Source organism: Dyella mobilis (genome assembly GCF_016904945.1).
Lineage (GTDB): Bacteria > Pseudomonadota > Gammaproteobacteria > Xanthomonadales > Rhodanobacteraceae > Dyella_B > Dyella_B mobilis.
Genome location: NZ_JADIKF010000032.1, coordinates 1 through 19,779, shown reverse-complemented (window position 1 = coordinate 19,779; position 19,779 = coordinate 1). Strand labels below are relative to the sequence as shown.

Annotated in this window: 11 protein-coding genes; 4 read left to right on the top strand and 7 right to left on the bottom strand. The window is 63.2% G+C overall.

Annotated elements, in window-relative coordinates; translation table 11 throughout:
• Positions 1 to 39: 39 nt before the first annotated feature.
• From ISS99_RS01710 to pgmB, 5 genes are all read right to left on the bottom strand, one after another.
• On the bottom strand, positions 40 to 1,863 hold the full coding sequence (locus ISS99_RS01710; RefSeq protein ID WP_204629839.1) for a putative 2OG-Fe(II) oxygenase: 1,824 nt from the start codon (positions 1,861 to 1,863) through the stop codon (positions 40 to 42).
• Between the two features lie 28 nt (positions 1,864 to 1,891).
• Positions 1,892 to 4,138 carry a glycoside hydrolase family 65 protein gene (locus ISS99_RS01705; RefSeq protein ID WP_204629838.1) on the bottom strand — a complete coding sequence of 749 codons (2,247 nt, stop codon included), beginning with the start codon at positions 4,136 to 4,138 and terminating at the stop codon, positions 1,892 to 1,894.
• Positions 4,139 to 4,183: 45 nt separating this feature from the next.
• Positions 4,184 to 5,446 (bottom strand): MFS transporter, encoded by a 1,263-nt coding sequence (locus tag ISS99_RS01700; RefSeq protein ID WP_239537572.1) that lies wholly within the window; start codon positions 5,444 to 5,446, stop codon positions 4,184 to 4,186.
• Positions 5,447 to 5,752: 306 nt separating this feature from the next.
• On the bottom strand, positions 5,753 to 8,335 hold the full coding sequence (locus ISS99_RS01695; RefSeq protein WP_204629837.1) for a TonB-dependent receptor: 2,583 nt from the start codon (positions 8,333 to 8,335) through the stop codon (positions 5,753 to 5,755).
• A gap of 62 nt (positions 8,336 to 8,397) precedes the next feature.
• A complete protein-coding gene (gene pgmB / locus ISS99_RS01690) occupies positions 8,398 to 11,421 on the bottom strand; it encodes a beta-phosphoglucomutase (RefSeq protein ID WP_284343852.1) in 3,024 nt (1,007 codons plus the stop codon).
• Positions 11,422 to 11,720: 299 nt separating this feature from the next.
• On the opposite strand from pgmB, the gene ISS99_RS01685 reads away from it, so the two are divergent.
• Positions 11,721 to 12,683, top strand: a complete 963-nt coding sequence (locus ISS99_RS01685; protein ID WP_204629940.1) for a LacI family DNA-binding transcriptional regulator — start codon at positions 11,721 to 11,723, stop codon at positions 12,681 to 12,683.
• Between the two features lie 11 nt (positions 12,684 to 12,694).
• Here ISS99_RS01685 and ISS99_RS01680 read toward each other — a convergent pair whose 3' ends face one another.
• Both ISS99_RS01680 and ISS99_RS01675 read right to left on the bottom strand, forming a co-directional pair.
• Complete coding sequence (locus tag ISS99_RS01680) at positions 12,695 to 13,501, bottom strand: class I SAM-dependent methyltransferase (protein WP_204629835.1); 807 nt, start codon at positions 13,499 to 13,501, stop codon at positions 12,695 to 12,697.
• Between the two features lie 20 nt (positions 13,502 to 13,521).
• A complete protein-coding gene (locus ISS99_RS01675; RefSeq protein WP_204629939.1) occupies positions 13,522 to 15,126 on the bottom strand; it encodes a sensor histidine kinase in 1,605 nt (534 codons plus the stop codon).
• Between the two features lie 454 nt (positions 15,127 to 15,580).
• On the opposite strand from ISS99_RS01675, the gene sucC reads away from it, so the two are divergent.
• The 3 genes from sucC to ISS99_RS01660 all read left to right on the top strand — a co-directional run bounded on the left by sucC (position 15,581) and on the right by ISS99_RS01660 (position 19,615).
• On the top strand, positions 15,581 to 16,741 hold the full coding sequence (gene sucC / locus ISS99_RS01670; RefSeq protein ID WP_204629834.1) for an ADP-forming succinate--CoA ligase subunit beta: 1,161 nt from the start codon (positions 15,581 to 15,583) through the stop codon (positions 16,739 to 16,741).
• A 13-nt stretch (positions 16,742 to 16,754) separates the two neighbouring features.
• Complete coding sequence (gene sucD, locus ISS99_RS01665; RefSeq protein ID WP_204629833.1) at positions 16,755 to 17,630, top strand: succinate--CoA ligase subunit alpha; 876 nt, start codon at positions 16,755 to 16,757, stop codon at positions 17,628 to 17,630.
• Between the two features lie 344 nt (positions 17,631 to 17,974).
• Positions 17,975 to 19,615: an NAD+ synthase gene (locus tag ISS99_RS01660; protein WP_204629832.1), complete on the top strand. Its 1,641-nt coding sequence runs from the start codon at positions 17,975 to 17,977 to the stop codon at positions 19,613 to 19,615.
• The last annotated feature ends 164 nt before the right edge of the window (positions 19,616 to 19,779 follow it).

The window sequence follows — 19,779 nt, the reverse complement described above, 5'->3', positions numbered from 1 at the left end:
TGGACGTCGAGGTGATTGCAAAACAGCCTGGGCGGCGTTTCATCGCTCACGCTCCGGTACCACGTCGAAAGCCACCGTAAGCCGGGTCTGCGTGCTGTGGAATGGCAGGGTGCCGTGCCAGAAATACGACGGGAACAGCACCAGCATGCCGGGCTCCGGGCGAACGACGTGCTGTACGGGCAACGGCGGCGCAGTCGGCATGCCTGGTTCGCCGAAGGCCAGGCAGCCCTCTTGCGACGTCGCATTGCCGGCCATGCCCTCCGGAAGGTCGACGTAGAACGCCGAAGAGAGCCAGCCGCGCGGATGTACGTGGTTGGTGTGATAACCCGCGCTGCGCAACCGCACCGACCAGCCGCCGTTGTATTGGTATGTGCCGCGGTTGCGACGGCGCAGCGGATCGTTGCCGGTGCCGATATAGGCGAGATAGTCGCGGATCGGGGCGTCGAAAGCGTTGAACAGCGCCTGGATCACCGGGTCCTGTTCACGGGTCAGGTCGCCGGTGGTCTCGGTGCCGCGGCGCAATGATTGGAACAGCAAGGGATGATCGTGCCGTTGATGCAAACGTTGCAGGCTGCGCTTGAGGTCGGCGAGGAAGCCGGCCAGATCCTGCCACGCCGGCGGTGCCTGCAGCCGCCGCGGACGCACCCGTTGCGGATAGTTGCACCAGACGTCGTAGCGCGCGTCGCCGAGCATGCGCCAAGCGGTGGTTTGCAGCGCGATCAGGTATTGATCGTCGGGCGCGGCCGATAGCAGCAGCTCTGCATGTTCCAGAGCACGGCGCGCATCGCCGATGCCAAGCAATGAGGCGGTGAGCAGGGTGCGCGACGGCGTGGCGTTTGGCGAGAGTTGCAGTGCGCGTTCGGCCAGCGTCAATGCCGTTGCCGGATCGAATTCCAGTGCGGCGAGCCCTGCACGAACCAACAGTGCCGGACTCGCGTGGGGGCGCGCGGCCGCTGCGGCCAGGCATGCATAGGCACCGCGCACGTCGTCCGCGCCTTGCAACACCGCGGCTTTCGCGGCGAGCAGTGCTTCGTCTCCCGGAGCACCTTGCAGCGTTTGATCGAGTGCGGCGGTGGCCTGCGCGGCATCGCCGGTGCGCATCCACACCAGCCGTGCCAGATGATCGTGCGCATCCAGGTGTCGCGGTTCCAGGCGCAGGCATTCGCGCAGTGCCGTTTCGGCCGCTTCGAAATCGCCTAGCGTCACCAAGCTGCTGGCCTGAGTGAAATAGACGGCGGCGCTGCGATGTCCGCGATTCAGTGCATGCCGCGCGGTGCGTTCGGCTTCCGTGTGCTGATTGGCGGCGCCCAGTGCAATGGCCAGCGCATGCATGGCAGCGGGATGGTCGGGGGCGGCGTCGGCGAACCGGCGATAAAGCGCCACGGCTTCGTCCTGGCGTCCCAGTGCACTCAGCGCGGCGACGTGCTGGGTCACCAGGTCAGGCTGCAGCTGACCGGCCTCGCACAGAGGGGCGGCAACGGCGAGTGCTTCCGCCGGTTGCTGCCGATCGTTGTAATGGCGTGCCAGCAGCAGCGCCGCTTGGGGCATGCGTTGCGCCGCTCGCTTCAGCAGCGGCACCGCTTCGTCGGAACGCCCGCGCTGCAGCAGCAATTCGCCGAGCGTAAACAAGGTGGGTCCCCAGCCGGGGTCGAGCGCCATCGCCTTGCGCAACAACGCCTCGGCACTGTCCGTTTCGCCAAAGCTTTGCCGCACGCCGCCAAGCAGGCGCAATGCCTCGGCGTAATCGGGATGTGCTTCGACCACCGCCTGCAGCCGGTCGTGCGCGCCGCGCAGATCGCCGCGCTTCAGCAGCCCACCGATGTGCTGCATGGTATCGAGCAGTTCGGGTGGCGGGCTGGACATGAAGGCAGTGGCTCGTCGACGTGGCGGGTTATAGCGGCTGGCGCTGCAGTTGGACCTTGCCATCGGCATCGCGGCGGACGCTGATGTCGTAGGTCTTGCCCTGGAAATGCACGCGCTTGAGCGTCAGAGCTTGCCACGACGGCGGCAGCGTCGGCGCATACGCCTGGTCCAGTCCTTTGTCGTCGATGCGCAGGCCGGTAAGGCCGTATTCCAGGCTTTGTAGAAAGCCCGCCGAGGTGGCGAGGATATACCCGGCGTTATTGGCCACCGTTTCGGTGCGCACGTTAAACGGCGGTTTGAGGAAGCCGACCAGGTTGCGCTGGATCCATTCGCCGGCCGTCTTGGCGTCGCCCTGTTCGGATGCGCCCACGGCAAGCATCACCATCATCATCTCGTTCGGATCGTCGCCGTGGACCTTCAGCTCGTGCAGTTGGAAATCGAAGTCGTTGCGGCGCACCGTCGGCGACATGGGCAAGTCGAGGTTGGGATACATCAGCCATGCCAGCGACGAACCCATCCAGGTGATCTTGTCGTGCGGCACCGAGGCATCGAAGTCGAGGTGGCGCTGTTCCTTGTCCAAGAAGGGTATGTACATCTGGTCGGCGATGACCTGCCATTGCGGGTCGGGTGTTGCGCCTACCTGTTTCGCCGCCTCGATCGCGATCTGCAAGGCCTTGCGTGCCGCGGCGTTGGTGAAGGAGTCGTTCGGCACGTCGTCATACGCTTCATCGGGCGAGGTGACGTGCATGATCTCGTAGCGGTCCATCGCCTTGTCGTACGTCACGCGGCTGGTCCAGAACTGCGCAACCTCGCGGATCACCGGCCAGCCGTATTGCTTCAGCCACGCCTGGTCGCCGCTGGCGAGGTAATACTGCCATTGCGCGATGGCGATGTCGGCGTTGACGTGGATCTCGCGGACAACTCCGTACGCAAAGTGCGGCGTGTTGTCGACGCCGATCTGCGGATCGGCTTCCCACGGGTACATGGTGCCCTTGGCGCCGTACTGGATCGCCCGTTCGCGCGCCGGCTGCATGGTGCGGTTGCGGAACATCACGATCGGCTTGGCGCGTTCCGGGTGCAATAGCAGCAGCGCGGGGAATACCCACGAATCGCTGTCCCAGAAAGCATGCCCGGCGTAGTTCGGCGTCAACGCGCAGGCGCCCATCGGCCATGCGGTGCCGACCGTGGTGTTGGATAGCAGGTAATAGAGATCCGAGTGCACGGCTTTTTGCACCTGCGGATCGCCGTCGATCACGATGTCCGACTTCCACAGCTCGTGCCACGCGGCCTGGTGTCTGGCCAGCAGAGCGTCGAAACCGGTCTTGCGCGCCTGGATGGCGAGCGCGACATCCTCTTTGGAGTTTCCGCCCCAATCCTGGCGCGACGCGGCCAGATACTTGGTGAAGATGTAAGTCGCGTCCTTCTTGACGCGGGCGGTGACGTGCAGGGAAAGCAGGTCGCCGGTTTTCTCCAGCTTGATGTCTTCGATGTCCAGCGACGACGGCAATTGCACGGCGGCCGCTTCGGCCATGCCAAGCCCTTGCTTGGCGCGGCCGTCGAGCCAGAGCGTGAGCTGCTTGGTGTCGCCATCGCTGGACAGCACCTGGGTGTAGCCGGGATACCAAACGGCTGCGCGATCGGGCGTGGGTATCGGTTTGTTGTCGAGGTTCTGGCCGCTGGCAATCACCGCGGCGATCATCTGGTCGCCGCTCATGCTGCCGATCGGAAAGCGCGGCTGATGTTCGGACCACAAGCGGATGGGAAAGGTGAGTTCCACGCTGCCGTCGAAATGCGGCGTGATGGTGAGCTGCGTGGCGGCGAGGTGCTGGTCGGCCTGGCTGACGAAGGTCAGCACCTTCACATCGGTGGATTTGTTGGCGTAGTCGAAGCGGTAGCGGGTGGTGAGCGTGCCGTCGTGCATGTCCAGCGTTTGCGCGTAGTCGGCAAAGATCTTCGGGTCCAGGCGGGTCGAATTGATCCATCCTCCGCCGGGGTTGTAGTCGACCTCGCTCCAGCCGGGAATGGCCGCCGGTCGGGAGATGTCACTCTTGTCGTAATCCATGAAGGCAACCATGTACGCACGATTCGGCTCGGTGCCGCGCGGCGAGGTCATGGTGGAGAAATAGCCGTTCGCCAGGTAGCTGGGAAAATAGCTGCCGAAGTTGTCGGATGTGGCGGTGAGCAGAAAGCTCGGATCGGTCGCGGCAAGGCACGGGCAAGCGGCGGTACCTGCAACGAGCAGCAGTCCGGTAAAGCCGATGGTGCGAAAGCTCATGGAAACTCCGGCGATTGAAGCGCGCGTCTTCCTTCCGGGAAAGCGCTATTTAGCAGCGAGGGAAACACTGGCCAGGGCGGTGCCCTCGCGATCGGTTTCGCGCTTGAAAAGGAACAGCGTAACGAGGATCAGCAGCATCGGCACCAGCGAAAAATAAAACGCGTGGATGCCGTCGAAGCGCGAGAAAACGATGGCCGTGATGCGCGAGCCGAGCGTGCCGCCCAGTGCCGAGAAAATTACGATGAGGCCGGTCATGGCCGCGTGCGACGGCTTGGGCAGCGAGCTGAGCGCCACCGAATTGATCACCGGATAGATCGGCGCCATCAGCAGTCCGATCAAGGGGATGAGGTAGGCGGCGAGCGGCGCATCGTGCCAGCCGACCTGGGCACGCGCGACGACGCCACGGGCGAGCGGCAAGGTCAGCATCACCAGCAGGCCCATGCCGACCACACAGATATTCAGCAGGGTGTACCAGCGCATGCGCCGCAGCAGTTGTCCGGCGACGATGCGGCCGATTGCGCTGGTAGCCGCGAGGATCGTCGCCATCTGGATGCTCATGGCGTTGGGGAGCTTGAGAATCTCGTTGTTGAACGTGGGCAGCCAGGTGCTGAAGCTTTGTTCGATCAACACATACAGGAAGGCGGAAGCGAGAAACACGTAGACCAGCGGCCGCACGAACAGATGCAGCATTTCCAGCAGCGAGCCGCGCATCGGCTTGCCTTCGTCGGTGCGCGCGGCGGATTCGTCCATGCGCGAGATGGCCAGCAGCGCGATCACCAGCGCGCACAGCGCCGCCAGTATCCAGTACACATTCAGCCACGACGGATCAGCCGGTGCCTGGCGATCGATGAAGGCGCTGAACAGCCAGCCGGCGATCAATACGCCGACCATGAACAACCCTTCGATGGTATTGGTGAGCCGGCCGTGCTCGCTGCGGTCCGCGGTGAGCAGGCCGATCGACGAATACACCGAGACCTTGGTCAGCGCGAACGAAATACCCACGCAGGTAAACAGCAGCTCAGTAGTGCGGAAGCTGGGATAGAGCGGCATCAGCACGCAGGCACAGCCGACGATGCCCAGCGCGATCATCATCGCGCGCCGATAGCCGAGCAGGGGAAGAAAGGAAGCGACCAGGAACGAGGTGACCGCGATCGGCAAGTCTTTGAACAGTTCGAGCAGGCTGGCCTGCGGTTTGTCGACGCCGAAAGTGTAGATGGATTGCAGGATGACCGTGCCGACACTATTGAGCAGGATCGCGAAGACCACGTAGATGAGGGCCAGCGCGGCAATCATGCGAAATCGGTTCATGGCGACCTGTTGCTTTTGGCACCACATTGCTTGGAAACGGGCTTCCTCACCCTGTCGAAGCGACGAGCAGCTCGGTTTTTGGCAAAGCGGAAACGTTCGTGGAAATCCCGGCACCTCCGTGAACTCTACAACGTTCACGTTCCGGAAAATCCATGGCCGGGTGCTTTCGACACCCGGCCATGGGTGCCCCAGGGAGGGGAGGGCGACTCAAAACGCAGAAGAGGGTCGAGGAATTAGAAACGAGAGAAGAGTTTCAGGTTGCAATGCTTTGGCCCTTGCTTACCTCTCACCCCAGATTCCTCACTCCTAGAACTGATACTTGACCTGCCCTTGCACTTCGCGGCCCAGGATCGAGCGCGCCAGGATCACGCCGTTCTGGTTGGCGAAGCCGTACTCGCGCGCATTGCCCTCGGTAAGGCCGATCTGGTTGGTCATGTTGGTGCCGCTCACGCTGTAGACCCAGTGCTGCCCGACGTTGGCTTGCACACCGAAGGCGAGGTCGTAATACGAACCCAGCGGTTGCGATTCGATCTGGTCTTCATAGCGAGGACCGATGTATTCGTAAGTGATCCACGCGCGCAGGTTGCCCCAACTGGTCGGCAAGGTGTACGAGGGGGTGATGCGGAACTGCAGCTTGGGCTGGCGCTGCAACACCATGCCGTACATGCTGGCATAGGCGTTCTGTCCGGTTTCGTTGGTGTATTCCACCAGGCCGGTATTGGTGTAGTGGCCGTCCATGTAGTCGCCGCTCAGCAGCAGCGAGAAGTGCGCGAACGGCGTGAACGTGGTGGACAGGTTCACACCCTTGGTGTTGGCGCCATAGAGCAGGTACTGGATGTTGCCCTGGGGACTGGTGAAGCTGTAGGGCACGCCGTAGAAGAGGCGATGGTAGGCGCTCGCATCCACGTACACCCAGCTGCTCTGGTACTTGAAGCCGATTTCCTGGTTGTGCACCTTCTCCACCGGCGTTCCGTCGACGCTGCCCATGCCGCCGCGCAGGTTGTCGAAGCTGGGGAAGATCACGCCGTCGTTGAGGCGCACGTAGGCGCTCATGTTCGGGGTGATCTCGTAGTTGGCACCGATCGTCCAGGACGGCGCGGTCTTTTGGTATTTCATGTACGTCATGCCCGGTGCCAGGTACGACGCATTCATGTTGTACAGCGTGAACGGATTGGGATCGAGGTTGCCGGTGGCCTGGTTCTGCCAGGCGCCGTTCTGCCATTCGCGCTCGTCACGGATGCCGGCGTCGAACAGCCATTGGCCCACTTTCCAGGTGTCGGTGAGGAAGAAGGCGGTGTTCAAGCCGTACCAGCGCTCCCGCAACGCATCGGTGGGGCCGCTGACGAACCCTTGCGCGCTGCTCAGCTGATAGGTGCCGGTGGTATCGGTGAGATTGACTACGATCGGGTTCGGATTGCTCTGGCCTTGCAGCAACATGGTGTTGCCCAGGTACCAGTTGTCGTGATCATCGTAGACGGTGGTGTAGTTGCCGAAGGTCAGCGTATTGCCGTCGAATATTTCATCGCTGACGTGGAACTCGTTGCTGATCGCATTGAGCTGCTTGTGCACGTACCACAGGCCTTCGGTCAGCACATCCTGGTTCAAGTTGGCGGTCTGGCCGTTGGTGTAGTTGGCGGAGATGGCCATGCCGGCGGGAAGCTTGTCGGCTGTCTCTGCATTCGAGATGTAGTTGAACAGCGATTCCGGGTTCGCGCTGGTGTTGTAGAACGCGATCTGAGTGGAGTCGCTGTTGGTGTAGTTGAGTTTGTTGGAAATGGTCCAGCCATTGCCGAAATCCCAGTCGAAGTTGCTGCCGAACTGGTAGACCGTGGTGCCGCGGCCATCGGCGAGGTTCACCGGAATGCCGCCGGGCGTGCAGCCGGTGGTGTGGCATGGCGTGGTCTGGATGGTTTCGAACTGGTCGGCCGCGCTGCCGAGGCTGCCGGTGAGCGGATTGAAGCCGGGATACGCGCTGAACTGCCCGCGGCTGGGGTTGTAGATGGGAGTGTCGGCGATGAACTGGTTTTTGTCGGTCAGGGCGTGCGCATAGAACATCAACTCGCCGCTGTCCCAGTCGCGCGACAGTGTGCCGCTGAGCGAGCCACCGTAATCGCCGGGTGTGGTGAAGTGCGGATCACGATAGTTGTCCGAGCGGAACCAGCCACCGAAGCTGCCGTACCAGTTGTTCGCAACCTTGAAGCCGACGAAGCCGTCCACGCGCTTCAAGTCATCCGTGCCATAGGTGACGCCGATATCCCCCGAGGGCACATCGGTACCTTCCTTCAGGATGAAGTTCGCAGTGATGCCGGGCATGCCTGCGCCATACAGCACGGCCGGGCCGCCTTGCACCATTTCGGCACGGTCGATGGTGTCGTCGGGGATGCGCACCATCGAGGAGAGATCCATGAACGACAGATCGCTTTGCGGATACACCGGCGAGCCGTTGAGCTGGAACGCGACGAAGGGCGCGTCGCCGCCGCTGGGGAAGCCGGCCACTTCGATATTGGCGCCGGTCTGGCCGCCGGAGGATTCCGCGAAGATGCCGGGCGACTGCTTGAGCAGGTCGGCGGCGCTGACCGGATTGGCTTCCTTGATCTGTTGCGAGGACATGGAAGTAATCGAGTAGGCCGCATCGATCTTCTTGATGCCGGCGAAGCTGGCCGTGCCGGTCACCACGACCTGTTGCAAGGTCGATGCGTTCTTCGCGTTGGCGGCCTGCTGCGTGCCGGGGCTGGCTTTGACCGCGGGTGTCGCGGTCGCGGCAGGACTGGTGCCCGTGTTCTGGGTCGATGAGGCCTGATCGGTCTGTTGCGCGTAGACGGCGCCGGACATCAGCGTCGCGGCGATCGCCGTCGACAACGCCAGGCGCGTGAGTGGCTTGCTGTTCATCAATCGTTCTCCCCAACGGTTTGTTTGTGATCGCGTGGCTTGCCGCCACGTCGCTTAGCCGTTTATGTCTTGATAAAACGGCTGATGTCGAACGCGGCTACGTCCGGCAACAGCAGGTCCGCTCCAGCCAAAGCTTGCGGTTGGCCGATGCCTACCGCGGTCATTCCTGCAGAGTGAATGCTGGCAATTCCTGCCGCGGCGTCTTCCACGCCGAGGCATTCGCTCGGTGCCAGACCGAGGCCGCGCGCGGCGGCCAGGAAAATCTCCGGATCGGGTTTTGCGCGACTGATGTGATTGGCGTCGACCACGTAGTCGAACAAATCGGCGATGCCGAGTTTTTCCAGCAAAAGCGATGCGTTGCGGCTGGCGGAAGCCAGCGCGGTTTTCAGTCCCGCACCACGCACCGATTCGACGGCGGCGCGTGCGCCGGGCAACAGCTGCTGTGGGCCGAATTGTTGGATCTGTTGCCGGTAGTAGTCGTTCTTGCGCGTTGCCAAGGCTTCTTTCTCCGCTTCAGAGTAAGAACGCGAGGCTTGTTCGAGCAGGATCTCCAGCGAGGCACGGCGATCGACGCCCTTGAGCCGCTCGCCGATCGCGTCGTCGAACGGAATGTCGATCTCGGCAGCGAGCTTTTTCCAGGCGGCGTGGTGAACGACCGCCGTATCGGCGATCACGCCATCGAGGTCGAAGATGACGCCCTTGATGTTATGCACGGGCGAAACGGGTGTCAGCGGCACGTGGACGGTTTCTCCGCCGTGCAGCGAGATCGGTGCGCCATGGTGCAGGACCTCCAGCTGATTTCCGCGTGTCAGCGTGTATGCGACACCGCTTGCATTCACCTCCACGCGAATGTGTCGGCCTTGCCATTGCAAGCCGAAGCGATAGCCGTTCCACGTTGCAGGAAGGGTGGGAGCGAAAGCGGGACGGCCGTCGACCGGACGCATGCCGCCGAATCCCCAGGCAAGCGCCAGCCAGCTGCCCGCCATGGCGGCCATGTGCAGGCCGTGCGAAGTGTTGCCGTGCAGGTTGTCCAGATCCACGCGCAGGGTATCGAGAAAGTAGCGATACGCCTTGTCTGCATAACCCACTTCGGAAGCGACGACGCTGAAGGTCGAGGCCGACAGCGTGGAATCGTGCACGGTGACGCTTTCGTAGTAATCGAAATTGCGGCGCTTGCTGTCCTTGTCGATGGCGTTGCCGGCCAGCACGAACGCCTGCAGCACGTCGGCCTGCTTGCACACCTGATGGCGATAGATCGTTAACGGATGCATGTCCAGCAGCAGCGGCCGATGCTCGTGCTGGCCGTGTGCGGCAAGTGGCAGGCGCGGCTTGTCGAGGAAATCGTCGTCTTGCGGAAAGATGTTCAGCCGCGCATCCACCGGCAGGTACATCGCATCGGCGGCGGCCAGCCAGGCATTGATTTCGGCATCCGACAGGTCGATGGCCGCGGCAATCCGCGCGTAGTCTTCGGGCCTTTTGCTGGCCAGCTTTGAGGCCACGGTCGCGGCATGGCGCAGATGCTGCTGCGCCAGATGGTTGGTGTAGTAATTGTTGTCGACCAGCGCACTGTATTCGTCCGGGCCGGTTACCTGGCAAATGCAGAAGGCATCGTTGCGGCGCGGGTTGTAGTAGCCGACCTGCAACCACAACCGGGCGGTTTCGAACAACACTTCCGCGGCACCGCGCACCAGAAATTCGATGTCGCCGGTGGCGTCCACGTACAAGCCGATCGCAAAGGCGATCGCGGCATTGATGTGGTATTGCGCGGAGCCGGAGGGGAAGTAGGCCGAGCATTCGTCGCCGCTGATCGTGCGCCACGCATACAGTGCACCGGCGCCGTGGTTCATTTCGCGGGCGTGGCGTCGGGCGCGTTCCAGCGTATTGACGCGATATTGCAGCATGCTGCGTGCCTGTTCCGGCGACGTCAGTGCCAGTACCGGCAGCACGAAGGCTTCGGCGTCCCAGAAATAGTGGCCTTCGTAGCCTTCGCCGGTGAGTCCTTTGGCGGCCACGCTGCCGCTGCCGTCCCGGCCGGTGGATTGCAGGATGTGGAACAGGCTGAAACGCAGCGATTGTTCAACGGCATCGTCGCCGTCGACCTGCAGGTCGGCTTCCTGCCAGAACGCCTCGCAGGCCTTGGACTGGTTGGCGCGATGGACATCGAAGCCTTGCTTGGCCGCTTCGTCCAGCGTCATGGCGACCGCATCGAGCAGCGATGCCAGCGTGTCGCCGCCATCCGGGGGTGTCCAGGCATAGGCGACGTATTTCTCCAGCACGATGCTGCTGCCGGGGCGCAACTCGGCGCGATAGTGCTGTTGCACGCCTTCGGCGTCTTCGATGACGGCGCGGGCGAACGCAACATTCGTGGCGGGCAGCCGATGGCGCTGGCCGCTGGCAAGGCGGATGTGGCTGTGCTGCGTGCGCTGGCAGATCGACGCCAGTGTGTGGTCCGCATCGGAGGTGGTGATGCTCAGGCCGCCGGCGACGCGGGCGCCCATGCGCGGATCGTCGCCTTGCTCGGTGGCGGTGTTGCTGGCTATCAGCGCCGATTCGAGGATGATCGGGCCGCTGTAGTCGATAGAGGTGACGCGGTAACGGATGCACAGCAGATTAGGCTGATGCAGGGGAACGATCCGTTCCGCGTCGATCTGCAAGGTGACGCCCGTGGGGGAGCGCCATTGCAGCATGCGTTGCAGGCAGCCGGCGCGCAGGTCCAGTGCCTGCTCAAAAGCCAGCCATTCGCCTTCGTCTAGATCGACCAGGGTTTCGCCGAGGCGCAGGCCGATGCGAGTGCCGTCGGGTACCGGGATGCGTGTATCGCTGGTACGGGCGAAGCCGGGGAAGCGCTCGTGGTATTCGATCGGCGTGCGCTCCCACACTCCGCTCAGGAAACTGCCTTGGGTCGGGCTGCTTTGCTCTTCCAGTCCGCCGCGTACACCCAGGGTGCCATTGGCAAGCGCGAACAGACTTTCCAGAACGGGCCTTTCATCCGGGGTGGGGCGGCTGGCATGCACCACGCGCCACGGATCGGGAGAGTCCAGACCTGCCGGCTCCCTGGCGGTATTTGGCAAGTGGTGACTTGGCACACTTTCTCCCCTCGGCATGTTCTCGCTGGACCTTCCTGATGGCCTTAAGCCAGGTCCGGGCGAGCATAGAAGTGAATGATATCGATATCAAGATATCGATATCATCTGCGGCAACGCAGCAGCTTAGCCTCCCGGGTGTGCTTTGGATGTGCTCTACAAGTAAACGGGATTGGACGAAGGGGTAGGGGCGGGCCACACTTGCCGCGTCTATGTATGCAGCTTTCCGGAAGTGAATTGAGGGGCCTCTTTTGACGGGTATCAAGAAGAAACAACCCCTTGCGCAACGCCCGAGCCTGACCATGGCCGATCTGGCCGAGCTGGCAGGGGTATCCAAGATCACCGTTTCGCGCGCGCTGAGTGAAAGCACGCTGGTGAACCCCGAAACGCGGGAGCGAGTGCAGGCATTGGCCCGCAAGCATGGCTACAAGTTAAACGTGAGTGCGCGCAACCTGCGCCTGCGCCGCAGCCACACAGTGGCGGTGATCGTGGAAATGAAACCGTCTTCCGGGCGCACGATGTGGGACCCCTATCCCTTGTCGCTGCTCGGCGGTATCTCGCAGGAGCTGACATCGGCCGGCTATAGCGTGTTGTTGACCACCCGCCAGGATGCGGTGAACGCCGCCGTGCAGGCGGCCGATGGATTGATTCTGCTGGGCCAGGGTGTACGTCAGGATGCCGTGCGCCTGTACGACAAGGTGGGCCTGCCGATGGTGGTGTGGGGCGCGGCCGGACAGGGCGGCGACAATCACATCGTGGTGGGCAGCGATAACCGCCAGGGTGGCGTGAGCGTGGCCGAGCGCTTCTTGTCGATCGGGCGACGCCATCCGGTATTCATCGGCAATCCGGACCACCCGGAAATGGCGCAGCGCCTGTTCGGCTTTGTCGACGAACTGGCTGGCCACGGTATCAAGCCGCTGTTGTTGCGCCGTACGGATTTCACCCTAGAGTCCGGCGTCGACGCGGTGCGTTCGCTGTCGGAACGCAAGGTGCGTTTCGACTCGATCTTCGCATGCAGCGACTTGCTCGCCATGGGGGCGATCCGCGCGCTGGTGGAGCTGGGGCACTCCGTGCCGAACGACGTGTCGGTCATCGGTTATGACGATACGCCGCTGGGTGCGAGTTTCCTGCCGCCGTTGAGCACGGTGCGGCAGAACTGGCAGGAAGGCGGCGTGCTATTGGCGCGCAAGGTATTGGCGCTGATCCACGGACAGCCGGTGCAGTCGCAGATGATGGCGTCGACGCTGGTGGTGCGGTCGACCTGATCGGCTGCTCGTTACTGGAATCGCAGGTGGGTGGCGCCTGCTGGAAAGATGTCGTCGGGAGCAATGCGTATCCAAGCCGTGCTGTTTTGACTTCTGGGGGTTTTCTCGACCAGGTGGACCAATTGGAAGCGGCACTGGTCGACCAGATCGCGTAGCGCCGCCAGTTGCTCGGCGCCCAGTTCGTGGCGCCATGCCGCCGGGATGCGCTTTGCGTTGAGCATCTGCACCAGATTCTCGAGCATCCAGTACGAAGGGAGATGGGTCGGCGCGCTGTCGATGTAAATGGCTGACGTCGTGTTCACGTACGGCAAATACCCGGCCAGCAATTGAATGATCGTCTTGGGTGCGTGATTGAAATCGGAAAACAGCAAGTCGATCTTCTTGCCCTGGGCGACGGCTTCTGCCGCGCGTGCATCGAAACCGATGTCGCCTTTGACGAGTTGCACGCGGTCGGCGACGTCGACGCGCTGGAAGATCCAGTCCATGCACGCTTCGTAAGAACCCGTTTGCGACAGCCGTGCAAACTCGTGCAGCTCGCCGCCGAGTTGCGAAAGAAACGCCTTGACTGAAGCGTCCTGGAAATGGCTGCCGTTATCGAAGGTATAGATGCGCCCCGTGCCGATTTCCTTCAGTGCCGATGCGACCCATGCCGTGGTCGCTCCCAGGCCGGTACCCAGCTCCACGACGACCTGCGGCTGCTCGCGGCGCACCATGCTGTAAAGAAGCATGCAGAGGTCTTCGCTTCCGTAGACCGGGCCCAACTGGTCGCGGATCGCAAAGAGGGTGTCCAAGTGCTGCTTGATGTTCCACGACTGCACACATTTCTCCTGAAGCCGGATTACACCGCCGGCTCAATCTTCGCCGGCGGCGTCAGGACCAGCCTGAAGCAACTGCCGCCGCCTGCAACGCGCACATATTCCAGCGCCGCCTGATTGGCTTCCGCCATCTGTCTCGCCAGATACAGGCCCAGGCCCGTGCCGTATTCGTGCGTGGTGTAGAAGGGCTCGAAAATCTGCGCCGCCACTTTCGGCGCGATGCCCGGGCCGCGATCGATCACTTCCAGGATCGGCACGCCGTGCTCGCCATGGCGCACCACCACCATCACGCGCGCCGATTCGCCGGGCATGCGGCCGTAGCGCAGTGCGTTCTGCACCAGGTTCCACACCACCTGCTGCAGTTGCTGCGGATCGGCCACGGCGGCCACGGGGGCTGCGCTGTTGTCGATCACACGGAGGGAATCGCCGCCAAGATCGTTTCCTTGTTTGTATTCCTCCACGAAGCTGTGCGACCAGTCGCCGAGGTTCAGGGTTTCCGGGCGTGAACGTTCGCGTCGCGAAAGCTGCAGGATGTTCTCGATGATTTCGTTGAGGCGGCTGCAGTGGTTGTTGATGATCTCGACCATGCGCAGGTCGGTGTGATTCAACTCGGTCGATTCGGCCAGCAACTGCGCGGAATAGCGAATGGCCGCTAGCGGGTTGCGGATCTCGTGGGCGATCGATGCCGACAGGCGCCCCAGCGAGCTGAGCGTGAGCTCTTCGGCGCGGCGCGATACCAGCGAGGTATCGTCCAGGAAAATCAGCACCAGCGAGTCGTCGTTCGGCGCCAGGCGGCTGAAGCGCGGAACGACCTCCGGCATGCCGTCGGCCAGTTGCGTGGCGTTTTCGTCGAGCTTGCCCGAGGTGATCCAGTGATAGAGCCGGCGCGACAGTTCCGGCGCCACCCGGCCCAGGTCGCGCTGGTCCGAAGAGGGGTTGCCCAGCAGCATCCACGCCGATTCGTTGATCTGGTGGATGCGGTTGGCGTCGTCCACCAGCATCACGCCGGTTTTCATGCGGCGGATGATCAGCTCGTTGACCTGCGAGAGGTTGACCAGGTCGATGCTGCGCTGCTCGGCCAGCGCCTCGCTGGCGCGCAGTTGCCGGCCCAGCACGTTGCAGAGCACGACAATCGCGAAATAGGCCATGCCGAACAGGCCCGACTCCAGCAGGTCGCGGTCATCGGCCGAGCCCAGGTGGGGCAGGCCCAGCAGGGTGCGGCCCAGGATGCCGAGGGTGGCCAGGGCTGCCAAAAACAGAGCCAGCCGGAGGGGCAGCAGGAGGGCGCCTGCCGCCAGGTTCACCGCCAGCATCATGGCGATGCCGATGCGCGCGTCGTTCATGGCGGCGATCGCCAGCACGGCGGCGACGATATCCATGAACAGGGTGGCCAGGATGCCCAGCCAGCCCAGCGTGCGCGCCAGGTGGATGGAAGCCACGATCGCCACGGCAAACAGCAGATAGGCAACCGCGACGGTGCGGGCCAGGCCGGCGTTGTCCAGGTGGGGCCAGCCCATGCCGACCGGGGTGAAGGCCAGCCCGATGTAAACCAGGGCCTGGGCCAGCCTGAAGTAATTCAGGAACAACAATTCGTGGCGGGTCGTCGTGCTGTTGGGCGAGTCGGACATCGCGCGGTTGGACACGGGGGCAAGGACTCTCAAAGTGGGCATGGTTATTCCCTCTCCCCTCCGGGGCGATGGCAGGGCGAGGGGCCAGACACGCAGTCCGCCGGCATCGAAGCGGACTCCGATGCGCCACTTTCGCAAGATTGGGCCTGCACCTCAATCCTCAGAAGGACTTACCCCTCATTTTTGCGGGACCAGCGCAAGAGTGGACCCTCGCCTCCATCCGCTCCCCGGAGGGGCGAGGAGGCGGGTGCGGAGAGCCATTTTCCCCCGGCCCCTTTCCATCAGGACCCGCTTCCGCGAAAATACCTGGCCGTATTGCGCGGTTTTCGTCACGTTGACCCGTGGCCGCAGCGCACTGCACGCCGGTAGTGCGTATCACCGCCGTCCGTTCTCCCAAGTCTGTGCTGTGTCTACCGCGCAGACTCGATCCTTCCCCATTCACTCGAGGTATCGAATGAATTTCCACGAGTACCAGGCCAAAGAGCTGTTCGCGCAGTACGGCATTGCCGTGCCGCCGGGCAAAGTCGCCAACTCCCCCGACGCCGCTGTCGATGCCGCCAAGCACCTGGGCGGTTCGCAATGGATGGTCAAGGCGCAGATCCACGCAGGCGGCCGCGGCAAGGCCGGCGGCGTCAAGTTCTGCAAGAGCCTGGATGACGTCCATGCCGCCGCCAAGGGCATGCTGGGCAAGAACATGGAAACCTACCAGTCGGCCGGCCGCGCGCTGCCCGTCAATCTGGTGCTGGTGACCGATGCCACCAACATCGCCAAGGAACTGTACCTGTCGATCCTGGTCGACCGCGACAGCAAGGCCGTCACCTTCATCGCCTCCAAGCACGGCGGCGTGGACATCGAGCAGGTGGCGAAGGAAACGCCGGACGACATCCACACGATCGTGGTCGATTTCGTCGAAGGCCTGCAGCCCTACCAGTGCCGCCAGCTCGGCTTCGCGATGGATCTTAATCCGAAGCAGGTCACCCAGCTGACCAAGATCATGCTCGGCCTGTACAAGCTGTTCAACGAGAAGGACCTGTCGCTGGTCGAGCTCAACCCGCTCGCCATCCTCGAAGACGGCAACCTCGCCGCCCTCGACGGCAAGGTCAATTCCGACGACAACGCCGAGTTCCGCCATGCGGACCTGGCGAAGATGCGCGACCTCTCGCAGGAAGACGCCGCCGAAGCGGCTGCCGTGCAGCACAACCTCAACTACGTCACCATGGACGGCAACATCGGTTGCATGGTGAACGGTGCGGGCCTGGCCATGGCCACCATGGACGTGATCAAGCTGGCAGGCGGCGAGCCGGCCAACTTCCTCGACGTCGGCGGCGGTGCCACCAAGGAGCGCGTGACCGAAGCGTTCAAGCTGATCCTTTCCTCCGACAAGGTGCGCGCCATCCTGGTGAACATCTTCGGCGGCATCGTGCGCTGCGACCTGATCGCCGAAGGCATCATCGCCGCGGTGAAGGAAGTGGGCCTGAAGATTCCGGTGGTGGTGCGCCTGCAGGGCACCAACGTGGAGAAGGGTCGCGAACTGCTGGCCAACTCCGGCCTGGCGATCACGCCGGCCGACGATCTCAACGACGCGGCGAAGAAAGCCGTGGCCGCCGCGAAGTGAGGAGCGCACAACCATGAGCGTTTTGGTTAACAAGAACACCAAGGTCATCGTGCAGGGCTTCACCGGCCAGCAGGGCACCTTCCACGCCGAACAGGCAGTCGACTACGGCACCAAGGTGGTCGGCGGCGTGACCCCGGGCAAGGGCGGCACCGAGCACATCGGCCTGCCGGTCTTCAACAGCGTGGCCGAAGCGGTCGACGAAACCGGCGCCGACGCGTCGGTGATCTTCGTGCCGCCGCCGTTCGCTGCCGATTCGATCCTCGAAGCGATCGACGCCGGCGTGCGCGTGATCGTGACGATCACCGAAGGCATCCCGGTGCTCGACATGCTGCGCGTGAAGAACGTGCTCGCACAGCATCCGGAAACCGTGCTGATCGGGCCGAACTGCCCCGGCATCATCACCCCGGGCGAGTGCAAGATCGGCATCATGCCGGGCCACATCCACAAGCCGGGCAAGGTCGGTATCGTGTCGCGTTCCGGCACGCTGACCTATGAAGCCGTGTTCCAGACCACCAACGAAGGCCTGGGCCAGTCGACCTGTATCGGTATCGGCGGCGACCCGATCAACGGCCTGAACTTCATCGACTGCCTGAAGCTGTTCCAGGACGATCCGCAGACCGAAGGCATCATCATGGTCGGCGAAATCGGCGGCAGCGCGGAAGAAGAAGCGGCTGAGTTCATCGGCGAATACGTCAAGAAGCCGGTGGTGTCGTTCATCGCAGGCGCGTCGGCTCCGGCCGGCAAGCGCATGGGCCATGCCGGCGCCATCATCTCCGGTGGCAAGGGCACGGCGGCAGCGAAGTTTGCTGCGCTGGAAAAGGCAGGCGTCACCACGGTGAAGTCGCCGGCCGATCTGGGCAAGACGCTGGCGGGCTTGCTGAAGAAGTAAGCCGCGCAGGTTCGGTGTCGCAAAAAAGGGCCGCGGTAACGCGGCCCTTTTTTCGTGCCGACTCGGCAAGCGCTTCGAGGCAGCCTGCAAGACGGCGAAGCCGTTGAAAACAAAGCAGGCGCCCGCCAGGGTGCCGAGGGTCCAGAAACTGCTGCGGGCCATTCGGCGATCAGCGTGGCACCCGGCAACGGGCGATTGCATGGTCTGCCAGCGTCCAGCCGGCGATGCGCTAGTTACTCATACGGCAACGAATTTGAGCCGTCTGCCGAAGTGCGGTCGGCTGCTCTTGTTCTTCGCCTTTGCACTACCATTTAGCGCCAGTCGCCCCTGGATTCGAAACAACGATGGCTGTGCTCCGATTGGCCCTGGCCCAATACGATTTCCCCGTCGGCGCGGTCGCCGCCAATACCGCGAAAGTGCGCGATTTGATGGCGCAGGCAGAGGCCGGAGGGGCATCGCTGGCAGTATTTCCCGAGCTGACGATCAGCGGCTACCCGCCGGAGGATCTGCTGCTGCGACCGAGCTTTCTGGCCGCGTGCCAGGAAGCTGTCCAAGACCTTGCCACGCATACCAACGGCATGACCGCGATCGTCGGCTTTCCGCATAGTCAGGGCGAGGTTTACAACGCCGCCGCCTTCATGCGCGGCGGCGAGATCGTGCAGATCACGCACAAGCAGATCCTGCCCAACTACGGGGTGTTCGACGACAAGCGCTATTTCCGCCCCGGGCGGACCAGTGCCATCGCCGTCATCCAGGGGGTGCGCGTGGGTTACCTGGTATGCGAAGACATCTGGCAGGCCGAGCCGGCCGCCGCCGCGGCCGCGGCGGGCGCGGAGTTGATCGTGGTGATCAATGCCTCGCCCTGGGATGAAGCCAAGCAGCTGGCGCGCGAGGAAGTGCTCGCCGCGCGCGCCAAGGAAACCGGTTGCGCCCTGGTGTATCTCAATCTCGTCGGCGGCCAGGACGAAGTGGTGTATGACGGCGGCAGCCTGTTGGTGAATGCCGACGGTAGCATCGCGGCGCGCGCGCCGGCTTTTGTGGATGCCTTGCTGTGGGCGGATTTCGATCCGGCCGAGCGCACCCTGCATGCGCGGGATTGGCCGGTGGTTTCCGACACCTCACGCGAAGCTACCCTCTATGCCGCGCTGGTGCGCGGCATTCGCGACTACATCGACAAGAACGGTTTTCCAGGTGTACTGCTGGGACTGTCGGGAGGCATCGATTCGGCGCTGACCCTGGCGCTGGCGGTGGATGCCCTTGGCTCCGATCGCGTCACCGCAGTGATGATGCCCATGCGCTACACCTCGCAGCTTTCGCTCGACGGCGCGCGCGGCCAGGCAGAACACCTTGGCGTGGACTATCGCGTGATCGGCATCGAGCCGGTCTACGAAGCTTTCATGACCTCGTTGACGCCGCTGTTCGAAGGCAAGAGGCCCGATACCACGGAAGAAAACCTGCAGTCGCGCACGCGCGGCGTGATGCTGATGGCCCTGTCCAATAAGCACAGCCGTCTGCTGCTGGCGACCGGCAACAAGAGCGAAATGGCGGTGGGCTACGCCACGCTCTATGGCGACATGTGCGGCGCTTATGCACCGCTCAAGGATGTGTACAAGACCGAGGTCTACCGGTTGTCGCGCTGGCGCAACCAGGAGCAGGTGCGCATTACCGGCAACGAGGGCGAGTGGGCGATTCCGCCGCCGGTGATCGAGCGGCCTCCGTCGGCCGAACTGCGCGACAACCAGACCGACCAGGATTCCCTTCCGGCCTACGATGAGCTCGACGCCATCCTGGCGCGTTTCATCGAAGAAGAGCAATCGCAGGCCGAAATCATCGCGGCAGGTTTCGACGAGCACACCGTGCATCGCGTGGTCCGGTTGGTGCTGGTCAACGAATTCAAGCGGCGCCAGGCGGCTCCGGGGCCGCGCGTCACGACGCGCGCATTTGGCCGCGAGCGGCGCTATCCGATCACTTCCGGTTGGAAATAGCCGCTTCGCAGGTTGGGGCAGGTTGGGTTACCCCGGATGTGCGGACTGGGGACATGGGTAACAGGTGTTCGGAGACATGGGTAACACCTAGTCTCACGGGATGTCGACTCTTGGGAGTGCGTCATGCCGTGGAAGGAGAAGACCCTCATGTCCTGTCGCCACGA